Annotated in this window: 11 protein-coding genes and 1 pseudogene; 6 read left to right on the top strand and 6 right to left on the bottom strand. The window is 46.4% G+C overall.

From position 1 onward, the window contains the following. Both gltB and JGK36_RS20930 read right to left on the bottom strand, forming a co-directional pair. Positions 1-4,562: glutamate synthase large subunit (gltB, locus tag JGK36_RS20935; protein ID WP_293201091.1), on the bottom strand; the 4,562-nt coding region annotated here is incomplete at its 3' end. A gap of 305 nt (positions 4,563-4,867) precedes the next feature. Further along, positions 4,868-6,134: pseudogene (locus JGK36_RS20930) on the bottom strand (IS701 family transposase). On the opposite strand from JGK36_RS20930, the gene JGK36_RS20925 reads away from it, so the two are divergent. The 3 genes from JGK36_RS20925 to JGK36_RS20915 all read left to right on the top strand — a co-directional run bounded on the left by JGK36_RS20925 (position 6,133) and on the right by JGK36_RS20915 (position 8,003). Further along, on the top strand, positions 6,133-6,885 hold the full coding sequence (locus tag JGK36_RS20925; protein WP_293185624.1) for a glutathione S-transferase family protein: 753 nt from the start codon (positions 6,133-6,135) through the stop codon (positions 6,883-6,885). The pseudogene JGK36_RS20930 and the gene JGK36_RS20925 sit on opposite strands and share 2 nt — an antisense overlap. Positions 6,886-7,011: 126 nt before the next feature. After that, entirely contained in the window at positions 7,012-7,734 is a 723-nt protein-coding gene (sfsA, locus tag JGK36_RS20920) for a DNA/RNA nuclease SfsA (protein ID WP_293196441.1), read from the top strand. Between the two features lie 59 nt (positions 7,735-7,793). After that, positions 7,794-8,003 carry a hypothetical protein gene (locus tag JGK36_RS20915; protein ID WP_293185622.1) on the top strand — a complete coding sequence of 70 codons (210 nt, stop codon included), beginning with the start codon at positions 7,794-7,796 and terminating at the stop codon, positions 8,001-8,003. A gap of 173 nt (positions 8,004-8,176) precedes the next feature. Here the strand turns inward: JGK36_RS20915 and ald are convergent, their stop codons facing one another. Together ald and JGK36_RS20905 are read right to left on the bottom strand one after the other, a co-directional pair. After that, on the bottom strand, positions 8,177-9,265 hold the full coding sequence (gene ald, locus JGK36_RS20910; RefSeq protein ID WP_293196386.1) for an alanine dehydrogenase: 1,089 nt from the start codon (positions 9,263-9,265) through the stop codon (positions 8,177-8,179). Positions 9,266-9,368: 103 nt separating this feature from the next. Next, positions 9,369-10,214, bottom strand: coding sequence for a class I SAM-dependent methyltransferase (locus JGK36_RS20905; RefSeq protein ID WP_293185619.1), 846 nt, complete (start codon positions 10,212-10,214; stop codon positions 9,369-9,371). Between the two features lie 108 nt (positions 10,215-10,322). Here JGK36_RS20905 and JGK36_RS20900 point away from each other — a divergent pair, with 108 nt between their 5' ends. The 3 genes from JGK36_RS20900 to JGK36_RS20890 all read left to right on the top strand — a co-directional run bounded on the left by JGK36_RS20900 (position 10,323) and on the right by JGK36_RS20890 (position 14,133). Next, a complete protein-coding gene (locus JGK36_RS20900; RefSeq protein ID WP_293196384.1) occupies positions 10,323-11,918 on the top strand; it encodes a DEAD/DEAH box helicase family protein in 1,596 nt (531 codons plus the stop codon). A gap of 96 nt (positions 11,919-12,014) precedes the next feature. Continuing rightward, positions 12,015-13,229, top strand: a complete 1,215-nt coding sequence (locus JGK36_RS20895; protein ID WP_293196382.1) for a DUF790 family protein — start codon at positions 12,015-12,017, stop codon at positions 13,227-13,229. Positions 13,230-13,413: 184 nt separating this feature from the next. Beyond that, the gene (locus JGK36_RS20890) at positions 13,414-14,133 is read left to right on the top strand and encodes a DUF2786 domain-containing protein (RefSeq protein ID WP_293196380.1); all 720 of its coding nucleotides are present in this window, start codon (positions 13,414-13,416) and stop codon (positions 14,131-14,133) included. A gap of 18 nt (positions 14,134-14,151) precedes the next feature. Here the strand turns inward: JGK36_RS20890 and JGK36_RS20885 are convergent, their stop codons facing one another. Continuing rightward, positions 14,152-15,327 (bottom strand): HEAT repeat domain-containing protein, encoded by a 1,176-nt coding sequence (locus JGK36_RS20885; protein ID WP_293196378.1) that lies wholly within the window; start codon positions 15,325-15,327, stop codon positions 14,152-14,154. Between the two features lie 88 nt (positions 15,328-15,415). Next, positions 15,416-15,976: a Uma2 family endonuclease gene (locus tag JGK36_RS20880; RefSeq protein ID WP_293196376.1), complete on the bottom strand. Its 561-nt coding sequence runs from the start codon at positions 15,974-15,976 to the stop codon at positions 15,416-15,418. Between the last annotated feature and the right edge of the window lie 64 nt (positions 15,977-16,040).

Raw genomic sequence — 16,040 nt, 5'->3', positions numbered from 1 at the left:
GCCGCCGTCAGCGCATCATCACCGCTCAAACCCGCAGCGATCGCCCTTTCAATGGCCTGCAACACCCGCTTATAATCCTTCGGCATCACCTTCACAAACACCGGCAACATCGCATCCCAATTTGCCAAAACCTTCGACGCGATCGCACTTCCAGTCAAATCAAAATGAGTCTGAATCAACTCCCGCAAATCGCTAATTTCCTCAACATCCTCCAGTTTTTCCAGCGCCACCATCGACATATTGCAGCGAGTTGCAAAATCACCGGCCTCATCCAAAATGTAAGCAACGCCACCACTCATTCCCGCTGCAAAATTGCGCCCGGTTTCGCCCAAAACTACAACTTTGCCGCCAGTCATGTACTCGCAACCGTGATCGCCGACACCCTCGACTACTGCGTTAACGCCGGAGTTACGCACCCCAAAACGTTCCCCAGCCAGCCCTCGGATGAAAACCTCGCCAGATGTCGCTCCGTAAAGCACTACGTTGCCGACGATCGCGTTTTCCTCTGCGACAAAGGTGGAAGCTAACGACGGGTACAAGATGATTTTGCCGCCGCTGAGGCCTTTGCCCAAATAGTCGTTGGCTTCGCCTTCGAGCTCTAGGGTGACTCCTTTGGGTACGAATGCGCCAAAGCTTTGTCCGGCGCTGCCTTGGAAGTGCAGGTGCACCGTGTCATCGGGCAAGCCTTCCCAGTGGCGTTTGGTGATTTCGTTGCCGAGAATTGTGCCGACAACCCGGTTGATGTTGGTAATTGGGAGTTTGGCGCGGACTGGTTCGCCGTTTTCGATCGCACTTTTGCACAAATCCAGCAGTACACTAAGGTCGATCGACTTTTCCAAACCGTGATCCTGCGACATCTGACAGTAGCGCCCGACATCCGCCCCAACTTCCGGCTGATACAGGATGTTCGAGAAGTCCAAACCCTTAGCCTTCCAGTGTTCTACCGCTTGTTTCGCTTCCAAAACATCGGTGCGCCCGACCATTTCATTCAGCGTGCGGAAGCCCAATTGCGCCATGATTTCGCGGACTTCTTGGGCGATGAATGTCATAAAGTTTACCGTGTGTTCAGGATCTCCCGTAAAGTTTTTCCGCAACAGGGGGTCTTGTGTCGCAACGCCGACAGGGCAAGTGTTCTGATGGCAAACGCGCATCATGATGCAGCCCAATGTCACCAGCGGTGCGGTGGCAAAACCGAATTCCTCTGCACCAAGCAATGCAGCAATTGCTACATCGCGGCCGGTTTTGAGTTGTCCGTCGGTTTCCACGGCGATTCGGCTGCGGAGATTGTTGAGTACCAGGGTTTGGTGAGTTTCGGCCAATCCCAACTCCCAAGGTAATCCGCAGTGTTTGATCGAAGTTTGGGGTGACGCGCCTGTACCGCCGTCGTAGCCTGAGATCAGCACGACATCGGCGTGGGCTTTAGCGACACCTGCCGCGATCGTCCCAACTCCCACTTCCGACACCAATTTGACGCTAATCCGGGCTTCCCGGTTGGCATTTTTCAAGTCATGAATCAATTCTGCCAAATCTTCGATCGAATAAATGTCGTGGTGAGGCGGAGGCGAAATCAAGCCTACGCCGGGAGTTGAGTGCCGGACTTTGGCAATCCACGGGTATACTTTTTTACCGGGTAACTGTCCGCCTTCTCCGGGTTTTGCCCCTTGCGCCATCTTGATTTGGAGTTCCTTCGCTTGGGAAAGGTACAAGCTGGTAACGCCGAAACGCCCGGAAGCAACTTGTTTGATCGCACTGTTTTTCGAGTCACCGCGATCGTTTGTCCAAGTATATCTTTCCGGATCTTCGCCACCTTCACCAGTGTTCGATTTGCCACCAATGCGGTTCATCGCTACAGCTAGAGATTCGTGGGCTTCTTGGGAAATCGAACCATAACTCATCGCCCCAGTTTTGAAGCGTTTGATAATAGATTCGATCGGCTCAACTTCCTCAATCGGAATCGATTCCCGCTGCTTGAATTCCAGCAAACCGCGTAGGGTAAAATGCTGTTGACTTTGTTCGTTAACCAGCCCGGAATACTGTTTGAAAAGCGGATAACTGCCTTCGCGCACGGCTTTTTGCAGGGCGTGAATGGTTTGCGGGCTGAACAAGTGGGCTTCCCCTTCCTTGCGCCATTGATATTCACCGCCGACATCGAGGGTGTGTCCGCTGGATGGGCGATCGGGGAATGCGTGGGTATGGCGTAAAATCGCTTCTTGGGCGATGACTTCGAGGTCTACTCCGGCAATTCGCGATGCTGTCCAAGTGAAGTATTTATCGACTACGGATTTGTTTAAGCCGATCGCCTCAAATATCTGGGCACCACGGTAACTTTGAATTGTGGAAATCCCAATTTTCGAGGCAACCTTAGTCACGCCTTTGGTTGCGGCTTTCACGTAGTTTTTGCAAGCTGTCTTAGTATCAACATTTACCAGCAGACCTTCGCGGATCGAATCTGCGATCGTCTCAAAAGCCAAATACGGATTGATCGCACCGCAACCATATCCGATTAAAGTCGCAAAGTGATGAACTTCGCGCGGTTCGCCGGATTCGAGCACGAGCCCCGCCCGCGTGCGCGTACTTTGGCGGATCAAGTGGTGGTGGAGTCCCGCAACTGCTAGCAATGCTGGAATTGGAGCGTTTTCGGCATCGATTCCCCGATCGCACAAAATGAGAATATTCACCCCAGAGGCGATCGCGCGATCGGCTGCGGCAAAAACATCTTCTAAGGCTTGTTCCAAACCTTTTACACCAGTTTTGGGGTCGAATAAAATCGGTATCGTAATCGACTTGAAATTGCCTTGGGAAACGTGTTTGAGTTTAGCCAATTCTTCATTGCTGAGAATTGGTGTTTTCAACTCAATTAAATGACAACTTTCTGGTTCCGGCTTCAGCAAATTGCGTTCAGATCCAATTGTCGTTTCCGCAGAAGTGACAATCTCTTCGCGGATCGAATCAATGGGCGGATTGGTAACTTGAGCAAACAGTTGCTGGAAATATTCGTAAAGCAGTTTTTGCCTGTTCGACAAAACGGCAAGTGGCGTATCCGCGCCCATCGCGCCGACAGCTTCCACCCCATCTTTTGCCATTGGTGCTAACAGCAACCGCAGTTCTTCAAAGGTGTAGCCAAAAGCCATTTGCTGCTGCAATAAAGGCACTGGGTTGGCTGCCCCCTTGGGGGGGTTGGGGGGGTTGGCTTCCGTAGCATCTGGAAGTTTGGCAATCTCGACCATGTGCTTATCAATCCACTCGCGATACGGATGTTCCGAAGCGATTTGATGTTTGATTTCATCGTCAGAAATGATGCGGCCTTCTGCGGTATTTACCAGGAACATCCGGCCTGGTTGCAAGCGGCCTTTTGAAAGAATTCGTTCCGGTGCGATCGGCAAAACACCCGCTTCCGATGCCATAATTACTAAGTCATCCTTAGTGATGCAATAACGAGAAGGACGCAAACCATTGCGATCGAGCACAGCCCCGATCGATGTACCATCAGTAAACGCGATCGAAGCAGGCCCATCCCAAGGTTCCATCAAACAGGAATGGTATTCGTAGAAAGCCTTTTTCTCATCACTCATCGACTCGTGTGCTGTCCACGGTTCGGGAATCATCATCATGATGGCATGAGGCAAAGAACGCCCAGCCAAAGTCAGCAATTCTAAAGCATTATCAAAAATAGTTGAGTCACTACCATCGACATTGATTAAATTGGGGATTTTCTTTAAATCATCGCCGAATAGTTCCGACTCGAACATTGATTGCCGCGCGTTCATCCAGTTGATGTTGCCGCGCATGGTGTTAATTTCGCCGTTGTGGGCGATGTAGCGGTAAGGGTGCGATCGTTCCCAACTTGGAAAAGTATTGGTGCTGAAGCGCGAGTGAACCAGTGCTAGAGCGCTTTCCATGTCGGGGTCGTGTAGTTCGGGATAATAATCTCCAACTTGCACCGGCATCAACATTCCCTTGTAGACGATCGTCCGGCATGACAGTGTGGAATTATACCAGTATGGGTCTTTGTCTGTCCTGCGAATCGCATTGTGGGCGCGTTTGCGGATCACGTATAGTTTGCGCTCAAAAGCCGCCTCGTCCATACCTGGGGTGCGGCTGACAAACACTTGCTGCATAAATGGTTCGCTAGCTTTGGCGGTGTCGCCCAGAGACGAGTTATCTGTGGGGACATCGCGCCAACCGAGCACGGGACATCCTTCTTCGGCGGCGATTTCTGCAAAGATGCGTTTGCCGTTTTCCCGTTGAGTCCGATCGCGCGATGAGTAAATCGCACCAACACCGTACTCGCCGGCTGCTGGAAGTTCGATGTTTTCGGCTGCGGCTGCTTTCTTCAGAAACTTGTGGGGCACTTGCATCAAAATGCCCGCGCCGTCTCCGGTATTGGCTTCGCAGCCGCACGCACCCCGATGGTCAAGATTTAACAGGATTGTCAATGCCTGTTCAACTATTTCGTGGGATTTGTTACCCTTGACGTGTACAATAAATCCGACTCCGCAAGCATCGTGCTCGAACTGCGGATCGTACAGCCCTTGTTTTTGTGGCAGTCCGTTGTTGTTCATTTTGATGTATCTCTCAAAGTGGCGAAAAGATTTTGATCTAGAGTAGAGCGTGGGATGGCGATCGACCTAGTATCCAGGGTAAGCGCACGTTAAATAGTAGCTCAGGATACAGATTAATAAGCCAGATACTGAAGTTAAAGGTGCAATGCTAAAGGTTTGTGAGATTTCCCCGCTTCGAGGCTGACACAAGGTGACACTCTCTGGGTGTTCCCACCTCTTGGTTCCCGTTATGTCTCAAGGATTTGCGCCCGCTGTTGAACTGACCACACAGGAGTGCGGTTCCCTTAGCGGGACTTAAACAAATTTTAAGCCCAAACAAGGCCTAAACTGGCTTTATAAGCGGAGAATACGTCCCAATTTTGGTTCAACCATTTCACAAATCTAAAAGATATGGCTGTCCGAAATGCTTCGAGTGCATCATTAAAAGTGTTTAAAGGTTTGTTTGCCCATTGGCGCCTTAATCCTCCTGTTAAGGTATGCCAGAGAATGAAAGTGTAAGCACAAAACACCATAATGAAATGTCTTTTTAGGCTGATTTCATCTCTGACTTGATATTCATTTAAGCCCAACCAGCCCTTGGCTTCCCGATAGAAAACTTCAACCCAATTTATGAGTGAATAAGTTTTTACTATCCACTCCTTTGTCGCTGTTGATACGTCAACATTACCGATCAAATAATCTATTTCAGTGGCGGTATCGAAAGTTTCTGCATTCATGACGATGGCCATTACTTTCTTACCCGTGCATTTTGATAATTCGACGAATTGAATTGCTACCCATACTGTTCTAGGTCGTTCTAAAGAAAGTTGAATTTTTGTGAAAGCCTCTACAGGTAAGGCTTTAGCTAAATTATCTACTCGAATCTCTTCTGTTTCATCTACTGTTTTTTGAATTATTACTTTACGATTCTTGGCAAGTCCTCCGATATATTTTAGTTTTCGGTTTTCCAATTCTTGTAAAAAACTGGTGTTATTACCATACCCTGCATCCATCAAGACTATTCCTGGTTTATAGCCTCTCGCTAAGGTCTTGTCGATTAAATTTATGGCTATTTCTGGCTTCTTTTTGAAGTCTGGGTCATCTTTTCCTTTTGGTAATGAGTCGGCTTTTTTATATAATTCAATATCTAATGGCAGGCTCTTCTTACCATCATATAGATGACTGGTAACTACTACTACCCCATTATCAGTTTTTCCGATTTGTCCGATGTATTGTCTGCCTACAGCGTCGGTAAAGTTACCACTTTTTCTATGTCCTGAATCATCTATTATCAGGCTAAATCCTCGACTAATCTTGGCGCAAGTTGCACTGATTCATTACGTCTAAGCGACGTTCGTTGAGTTCATTGAATGACCAAGGCGCTGTTGTTAAAAAATGATGTAATTTGTGGTAAGTTACTCCGACAGCGTTTTCTGCCATCTGTGACAGGTTTTTTCGTTCGCTTTCTCCCAATAATCCCCCTAAATAGTTCCTAAACTCTCGTTTTTGGGCAAGATGACCAAAAATATCGTCAAATCTTTGACACCATCTATCGAAGCAGGGGGGCATCGCGGCAGGGGTTGTCTCTTTCATGGGTCATTTTTTAACGTTATCTGCTTGCTATGTAAGCATTATAACCTATTTTTATCGTATTTTCTGTTTAAGTCCCGCTAATGCCCGTCGCGTCTGGATTGCTTTGCTAGAAAAAGAGATTGAGTTTGAATTGGTGTCGATGAAATTAAACGGCGATCAGTTTCAACCAGATTTTTTGGATATTAGCCCTTTTCACCACATTCCGGTTTTGGCTGATGGCGATTTTCATTTAATAGAAAGTCTCGCTATGCTTGATTATCTGGAAGCTAAGTATCCGACGATCGCACTATTGCCACAGAATGCTCGGGATTTGGCGATCGTCCGCATGGTACAAATGGTAACAGTCAACGAATTGACACCAGCGCTGAGTCCCTTTGTCCGCCAGACTTTCGGCGGCGCAGGCGAACCGGAGAATCTGGAAAAATCTGCGCTGCAAGTGGCGGCGGTACTCAGATTTTTTGAGGAGTTGTTGGGCGATACACCTTTTTTTGGCAGTAACACGATTACCCTGGCGGATGTTGTGGCTGGTGTTTCCGTGCCTTGGCTGCCCGAGTTAGGCTTGTCTTTGGAGGAATACCCCAAATTGGAGGATTGGTGCGATCGCTTAAATTCCCGCGCTTCTTGGAAAGAAACACAAGCCAGTCCGGAACTGGTGGAAGCTTTTAAAGCGCAGATGAAACAGTTGATGAAAGGTAAACAACAGCAGCCTTTAAATGATGAAATTAATGAGCTTAGAAGAGAAGATAAATAAGTGATTTATGGTTGGGTGGGGGCGGGTTTTTGAGATTGTCAATTATTGGCACGTATTGTTGGTGAACCCGCCCCTACAGCAATTATGTCTATTTACCAATGCCCCATGCCCCATGCCCCTATCCCCATGAACGACTTAATTTACAAATATCCCCCTCTCTTACCCGGCACTTTAATCAAGCGGTACAAACGATTTTTCGCAGAAATCGAACTGGCTTCGGGAGAAATTATCACCGCGCACTGTCCGAATACTGGCCCGATGACTGGTGTTTTAATTCCCGGCAATCCAGTGCTAGTATCTCCCAGTGACAATCCCAAACGCAAGTTAGCTTATACTTGGGAATTAATTAAAGTTTGCGATACTGTACCAACCTGGGTGGGAGTTAATACCGGGCTGCCAAATCGAGTAATTAAATTAGCTTTGGAATTGCGATTGTTTCCTGAATTGGGAAATTACAGTTTGATTCAGCCGGAAGTTGTTTACGGAAAAGATAAAAAAAGTCGAGTGGATTTTTGGCTGACTGGTGGGGAAAAACCGATTTTTGTGGAAGTTAAAAATACAACTTGGGTTAAAGATACATTAGCTTTATTTCCCGATACAGTCACAGAACGGGGACAGAAACATTTAAGAGAATTGATCGAAGTGGTGCGGCAGGGTTCGAGGGCTGTAATGCTGTATTTTATTAATCGCGGCGATTGTACGGATTTTGCGCCTGGGGATAGTGCCGATCGCATTTACGGACAATTGTTCAGACAAGCTATTATTGAAGGTGTGGAAGTTTTGCCTTGCCGCTTTGACGTAACTCCCGAAGGTGTCCGGTATTTGGGTTTGGCAAAACTGGATATTTGACAGTTGACCGCTTGACAGTTTGAGAGCAACCTCTACCTAGAAGGAAGAGGATTGGAGTAATGAATAGTCTGACTTTAATTTCTCCCTCAAATGATTCCGGCTTTCAACCAATTCTTTCTGGTAACTGTTGCTTTGAGGATCGAAAATCCGTGAACCGAGTAACTCCCGTCGTCGATGAAAAAGCAAACCGGATCGATTACCTTTTTTGTTTAGAAACAGGCAAGATGCCCGTTCCACAATATAGCCTTTCTCACAAAGATGAGGTATGACTGACAGCTTACATAACCTCCCAGACAAAGAGGGCTCTCTTCCCAACAACGTCCGCGAATCTTTCTGAGAACCACAATACATGAATTTTCTTGTGGGGAGTAGGGGTTGGGCATCCTGCCCGCGCCAAAATACAATTTAGATGCGGGACAACTTACTTAAAAAAAGAGGCAATTTAATCTGCCAAATCTGGGAAAACTTCCCGGACGGCCGGATGCACCAGTCGGTGATTCTGCACGTTCAATCCCTTCGCCAAACTCGGATTCATTTCCAAAGCTTTAATCCCGTTATTTGCCAACTGCAAAACATAAGGCAAAGTGCTGTTATTCAAAGCTTGAGTAGCTGTCCAAGGCACTGCACCGGGCATATTTGGTACGCCATAATGCACAACTCCTTCCTCTACATAAGTAGGATTTGTGTGAGAAGTTACTCGCAAAGTTTCGACACAGCCACCTTGATCGACGGCTACGTCAACAATTACAGAACCGGGCTGCATTTTGGCGACAAATTCGCGCGAAAGTAGCACCGGAGCTCTTTTTCCTAAGACTAAAACTGCACCGATTAATAAGTCAGCATCGGGAACAACTGCTTCTATTTGCAAAGGACTGCTGTAAAGGTATTCTACTCTGGAACCGAATAAAGTTTCCAAGTAGGCTAGCCGATCGACATTTACATCTAAAATCTGCACCCTAGCGCCCATTCCGACAGCAATGCGGGCTGCTTCTGTGCCGACGATTCCGCCGCCCAAAATTACAACTTTGCCCGGTCTTACCCCCGGTACGCCCCCCAAAAGTACGCCTTTGCCGCCTTGCTGTCGTTCCAGAAACCGAGCACCGAACTGCACGGCCAAACGCCCTGCAATAATGCTCATCGGGGTTAGCAGGGGCAATTTCCTGTCGGGGAGTTCGACGGTTTCGTAGGCGATAGCCTGGACTCCGCTGTTGATTAAGTGCTCGGTTAATGTGCGATCGGCTGCTAAGTGCAAATATGTAAATAGCAACTGCTCTTTTTCAATCAGCGGATACTCAGTAGGTAATGGTTCCTTAACTTTGACAATTAGTTGCCGGTTCCAGACATCTGAAGCCTTCGAGACAATCTTCGCCCCGGCTTCAATGTAGTCCTCATCAGCAAAACCAGCCCCAGCCCCAGCATTCGTTTCGACGAAAACTGTGTGGCCTTTGTCCGAACAAGCCCGCACGCTGGTGGGACTGAGTCCGACTCGAAACTCTAAATCCTTGATTTCCTTGGGGACGCCTATTTCCATCTATAACCTCAAATTTCAGGCTTATGTCGATCGAATTTAACGCAAAAATCAGCCCTAGCGGGACAATACCATTGGAGATTTTAGATTTGGGAATCGGGCTGGGCTAGGAGAATATTTGTTTGATTTTCAGCCATTGCGATCGCAATTTCCAAAATTTGTCATTTTCCATAAGGTCGATCGATCTTTTAGCCTGCTCCAACTCTAACTCAAGCTGCTGCATCCGAGCTTGCGAACTCTGCAATTGGGACTTAACCTCCTGCAACTGAATTCGCACCTCCTTTTCCCCAGTATTTTTCTTAATCGCAATATCGTGATAGCCTAGGAACTGAAGCGCCAGAAATACTATTTCCCAGTCATTCGCAATACAAAACTCATTAACTGCTTTCGCCACACCGTAAGGCATGATTTCGCATACAGACCAATTCGTATAATCGTTAAAAACCATCATCCCGTCAGATTTCACCTTTGTATAACCTCGATTGATATCTTTGCATACACCTTCATAAGAATGATCGGCATCGATGTAAATCCAATCAAAATACTCTTCTGGAAAACCGCCTAAAATTGTCGATGAATCACCTTCGTGAAGTTCGACAGTCCCATTTTCTATCCCTGCTTGCAATAGGGGATTTTGTTTGCGATCGATTTCCGCTTTAAATGCCTCGAAATTACCATCAATTAAATGCAGCTTTTGGGGCTGGGTAATAGCAAGTATTTTCTCGGCAAATCGCCCATATTGAGTGCCAACCTCTGCAACCACACTATTTTTAGGTAAACATTCCAATATTTTGATGCGACTTTCAACCAGGCGACAGTTTTTGACATGGCAATTTTGCAGTGTTGGCGAAACAAGTACCAATGGATTGTCATTAAAATTATTCCATTTCTCATTATCCCAGCCTTCAGTCGCTGCTAAAAAATTTTGTTTGTATTGCAGAAAGTCAAACATACGATCGCAAAAGTAAGAGAACTTTAATTTGAAAGTAAAGACTTCAGTCCTTACTTTTCCTATATCCTATATAATTTAACAGCAACGATTCACCGCGTCTCAAAAAAAATGCCACGCATACCTACATTAACATTCGATCGCGGAACGCTCCTACTGCACCCGCCGCCCAAAGGCCGAGACTGGGCGGATTTTGCCACGTGGGACGATCGCGTGGAAAAATTTCGCATTCGAGCAATTCACTACCGCCCGCTGGTAGAATCGCTTCAGGCCGACTGCACTAACTTCACCGACGACGCCCGCGGATACGAACTACTCGAACTCGTATCCAGCGTGGCAATGCAGCCTTACCCGCACCAACAAGAAGCCCTAGCAGCTTGGCAAGAAGCAGGAAGCCAAGGAGTAGTCGTCCTCCCCACGGCTTCGGGCAAAACTTATGTGGCCCAATTAGCCATGCAAGTCACAGGCCGCAGTACATTAGTCGTAGTACCAACTCTCGATTTAATGCACCAGTGGTACGCTAATTTGAAAGCAGCTTTTCCCGACATCGAAATTGGATTGTTAGGCGGAGGTTCGCGGGACAAAACGCCAATTTTAGTAGCAACCTACGACAGCGCCAGCATTCACGCCGAAACCTTGGGGAATAAATACGGCTTGCTGGTGTTTGACGAATGCCACCATTTACCAACGGACTTTTATCGAGTAATATCCGAATATGCGATCGCGCCTTTTCGACTCGGACTGACAGCAACACCCGATCGCACAGACGGACGCCACAGCGACTTACACTTCCTCATCGGCCCCACAGTATATAGCAAAAAACCCGAAGATTTAGCAGGCGACGCCTTAGCCGACCATAAAATAGTGCAAATCATGGTCAAACTGTCAAAAGAAGAAACCGATCGCTACAGCGAAGCCATGAACATTCGCAACGACTTCCTCAAACAGTCCAACATCAAAATATCCAGCCTCGAAGGATGGAAACAGTTTATCATGGCCAGCGCGCGATCGCCCTTAGGAAGGCGCGCCATGATTGCCCACCGCCAAGCCAAAGAAATCGCCCTTTGTACCGAAGGAAAACTGCGAATCTTAGCTCAAATTTTAGCCGAACACTCTCCCCAGCGCACCCTAATCTTCACCGGAGACAACGCCACAGTCTACCGAATTTCCCAAGAATTTCTCATCCCCACAATCACCCACCAAACCCCAGTCAAAGAAAGGCACGAAATCCTCGATAAATTTCGCAGCGGCGAATACAAAACCCTAGTCGCATCCCACGTTCTCAACGAAGGAGTGGACGTACCCGACGCCAGAATTGCTATTATACTGTCAGGTACGGGAAGCGAACGCGAATACATCCAAAGATTGGGTCGAGTTTTGCGAAAAAGCAGCGATGTAAATAAACTAGCAATTCTCTACGAAGTCGTCACCGAAGACACCACCGAAGAAAGAACATCCCAGCGCCGCCGAGGCGGAATGCAAGTTCACAAACCCCAACCAAAAACACCAATAGAACCACCACCAGCAGAATATCCGAAATTAGAAACAGTCAAACCAACACCGATTTACGGAGTCAACCGAGAGACAACCAAAAAAGCAGCAGAAACACCAGCAAAATGGGGAGATGATGATGACATTCCCAAGACAACCAAAAAAGCCGCAGAATCACCCGCAAAATGGGGAGATGATGATGACATTCCCTGGTAGCACGCCTAAATTATTCCTTCTTCCTTCGATCAACTGTCAACTGTCAACTGTCAACTGTCAACTGTCAACTGTCAACTGTCAACTGTCAACTGTCAAATGCTACCAACCGATCTACTAAGCCACCGTCAAAACGGCGAATCAATCATCCCGCTACGCCTCAAGATAGATGCTAAAAATCTCGATGCGGCTACCGAAACGATCGCCTGCTTCCAGGAGTCGATCGGCAAAACCCAAGGCGAACTCGACGGACGCTTGCTAGAATTAGAAGGCGACAGCCCCGACTATCGGCTTAAACGGGGATTAGCGCACCTCCTCAAAGGCGGTTTCTCCACCTTGGAAGTCGTCAGCCCCCTAGAACCAATGGAGTTGAGACAGCGGGTATTTGCGTTGTCCGCGCGATCGATACCCAGCCCACAATCCACCCAAATAACCCTCGAAACAGTAGCCACAGAGCTCAGCCAAGACTTAAACAGAGAAGTTTTTACCCACGAAATCAAAACAGGTTTATACGCCGATTTAAACGAAAACAAAATCCTCACCGAATTTGACGCACCAACACCCGAAAACTTACTTCACAGATACAACCTTTCCCAAGTCCAAGGCATATTTTACCGAGCAAGTCAAGTTCAATTAACCGCGCACCGCAACGATCCAGGAGAATACAAACTCCTCTTTCGCTATTTAAAATTATTTCAATTAATGACCTACATCGAAGGCGATGCAGACCACGGATTTACCCTCACAATCGACGGCCCCACAAGCTTGTTCAAACCCAGCACCCGCTACGGCTTAGCCCTCGCCAAAATGCTGCCCGCACTCCTACACGTCACCAAATGGAGTATGCACTCAACTCTGCAAACCAAAGATGCTTTCAGCGGCGTTGTGAAAACAGGTAAATTCACCCTAAATTCCGACTGCGGTTTAGTCAGCCACTATCCCCCAGGCAAACCCTATGATAGTATGTTAGAAGCAGCATTTGCTGGCAGGTGGGATAGCTTAAAAACCGAGTGGAAACTCGAACGAGAAGTCGATCTAATTCCGATTCCCGGAAGCGTGATGATTCCCGACTTTCGGTTAGTCCATCCCGACGGACGAGTATTTATATTAGAAATAGTCGGCTATTGGCGGCCGGAGTATTTGCAAAAGAAATTTGCTCAAGTACACAAATCTGGATGCGACAACTTGATTTTAGCTATTTCCGAACGGCTGAATCTGGAAAAAGCCGGAGTTAATATCAAAGATGTTCCGGCAAAAATAGTTTGGTTTAAAGATAAATTGCAGCCAAAATCAGTCCTAGAAATCCTCGAATAGTACACCAATCAGTAGCAAACTTCTCTCTCCCTCTCTTCCTCTGCGGCCTCTGCGGCCTCTGCGGTTCAAACCTCTTAAATTAAATTATCCTAAAAGAACGATCGCACATTCCAACACTCTAGTAAAATAGAAACATCCCCAAAACCTTGCCACCGCGTAGTCTCACCCCCAAACCAATCAAAAAATGGTAGAAACAAGCATTGTCGAAAAAATCAAAAAGCTGTTAGCCCTCGCCACCTCATCCAACGAAAACGAATCAACTGCTGCCGCAGCAAAAGCTTCCGTTTTACTGGCGCAGTACAATCTCAGCCTCGCCGATTTAGGCCCCAATCACCAAGAAGAGATCGATCAAAGCGGAGTTGAGACAACATCCAAATTTGTCACTTGGAAAATGATCCTGTTTTCAGGAATTGCGGAAGCCAACGGTTGTACAGGTATGCGGAACAATTATAGTGGTAGTATGTTTTTGGTGGGAAGCTCTACAAATCTGATTGTTTGCAAGCACCTGTATGAATATTTGAGTTCTGCGATCGAGAAACGGGCGAAATACCGCAAAGGAAGCGGCCGGGGACTGGCGTATCTGAACGCTTTTCGGGTGGGATGCGCCACAAGGTTGCGGCAAAGGTTGCTGGAACAAAAGCGGGAGATGGAGGAGTCGGGGATTCCGGGCTCGGTTGATACAGCGGCTACTCCTGCTATTGTAGTGCGATCGATGTTTGAGAAGAATGAACAGGCGATCGCAGATTATTTAGAAAGCCAAGGAGTTAAAGTCAAAACCAGGACAGATTCTCAAGTCAGCAGCGAGGCTGGTTTTAATTCCGGGTATGAAGTGGGCGACAAAATTAGTTTGCAGAAGCAAGTGCAGCCTGAAGGAAAACAAAAACAGCTTAATGAATCTCTGTGAGTTTAAGTATAGTTAGTATTAAAAGGGAATTTCTTCGTCAAGCTCAGGAAATTTGGCAGCCAGTTTATCCCAGGCTTCAATTGTCGCTTGTTTTACCCAATAATCGCTATCCCGCAAAGCATCAATTAGAGAGTCTACTGCTCTTAAATCTCCGATTTCTCCTAATGCCCAAACAGCCATCTGTCGAACTTCATCCTCGTTATCTTGCAAAGCTTCAATGAGAGGGTAAGTTGCTCGTTTATCTTTGAGTTGACCCAGCGCCTTTGCTGCACTGACTTTAGTTTGGTAATCCCAATTATTATGACAATCGTTTTTGAGAGTGGCAATTAGAACAGGCACAGCTCTAGTATCGCCTAATTCTCCCAAAATTCTGGCTACCTCTTCTTTGGGATCGTAATAGAGAAATGGATCGTTATTCTGCTGGTTCAATCGCTCTATATTCTGATGATTGAGTAATTGCAACCCTTGAATTAGAGGCTCCACAGTTCTTGGGTCTTTAAATTCGATTAGGTCGTTGGAGAAATATGTAAAAAACCGACCACACAAAGAGCCTTGCTGAATAGCTTGTAGAGCAAATTCTATAATCTGGGAGTTATATTTACGCCCAATTTGATATTCTTTTTCAGGGTTGCGAGAAATATAATCCCCTATGAAGTAAGCTCCTGCTTCATAACATTCTGCGATGGTTAGCATCATACTGGTTAAACTTGTATACTTTTCAAGTAAAGTTAACTCTCCTTCTTCAATTCGCTGAAAAATTATCGGACAAAAATTTAGTATGTTATTAATGAAGACGCACCCATTATCTTCCCATAAAATGTGATAAAAAATATTTAAATACTTAAAATTCCCCCAATAAGGCTTAATTATATCTATATTGGCTATGTTATCTGTTTGGAAATTTTGATATGTGAAACTCTCCTGGCGCAGCCCTGCAACGACCTCTTGTAGAGGTCTAAAAGTCCAACTATGAAATATCCAAACTGTTTCCTTCCACTCATCTCCTTCTACTGCACCATTTCTCCACTGATAGAGTTCATAGAGTTCAGGAGGAAATTGGATTGGTAAATCTCTTACTAAGTCATCTATCTCATCCTTTGATAAGCCAGGGTATAGATACTCAATCCACGAGGGTTCGTGTCGCTCTATCCAGCTTAAGATTCGGTTTAAGGCGTCGGTTAATTCTGAAGTCATAACTTTCTTTAAAATGTAACCCACCGCCGCGAGTTAGAATTTTCCCGCTGTCACGCACCCTACGACTGAGCTCTTGCACAGACTGTAATCAATCAATCAATTCCGCTTCTTCAAAAATCTGTCTAGTTGTTAACTCCAAACCAGGCAGCAACTCATCCACAATTAGTGTATTATCCATATACACCTGACTAGAACCATCAGGGAAAAAACTTCTAATTAAAATCAATTCTGGATCGATTACCCAAACTCGCGGAACCCCCGCCGCCAAATAATCCTTCGCCTTCTCTTCAAAATCCTTCATACTTTGATCGGGAGAGATAATCTCAATCACCAATTCAGAAATTGCAGGACAAGCTTCATTCCGCCGCCAACTTTTCGGCAGACGTTCATAGGAAATATACGTCAAATCAGGAACAGGTGCCCAATCTTTACCCTGACGCTTTAACAGAATTGCCCATTCTGGAAGCACTCGCCCGCGACTTTTACACCATACACGAATCAGGCGACACAAAGTTCCCTGTAAACTGGAATGAAAAAATTTTGGAGACACTTTAGGAACTGCTTCACCATCTACAAACTCATAATATACGTCTCCGTCGGGCAAAGCTAGAAATTCTTCTAAAGTCAGTTTGGTTCCGATTCCTACCATGACTCCCAGCCCTCTTGCTCATTAATTCAAATATCAATTATACAAAATTTCCCAACATTCCTCA

Source organism: Microcoleus sp. PH2017_35_SFW_U_B, from assembly GCF_020737865.1.
Taxonomy (GTDB): domain Bacteria; phylum Cyanobacteriota; class Cyanobacteriia; order Cyanobacteriales; family Microcoleaceae; genus Microcoleus.
The sequence above is the reverse complement of the archived record's forward strand: the minus strand, read 5'-3'. Positions and strand labels throughout refer to the sequence as shown.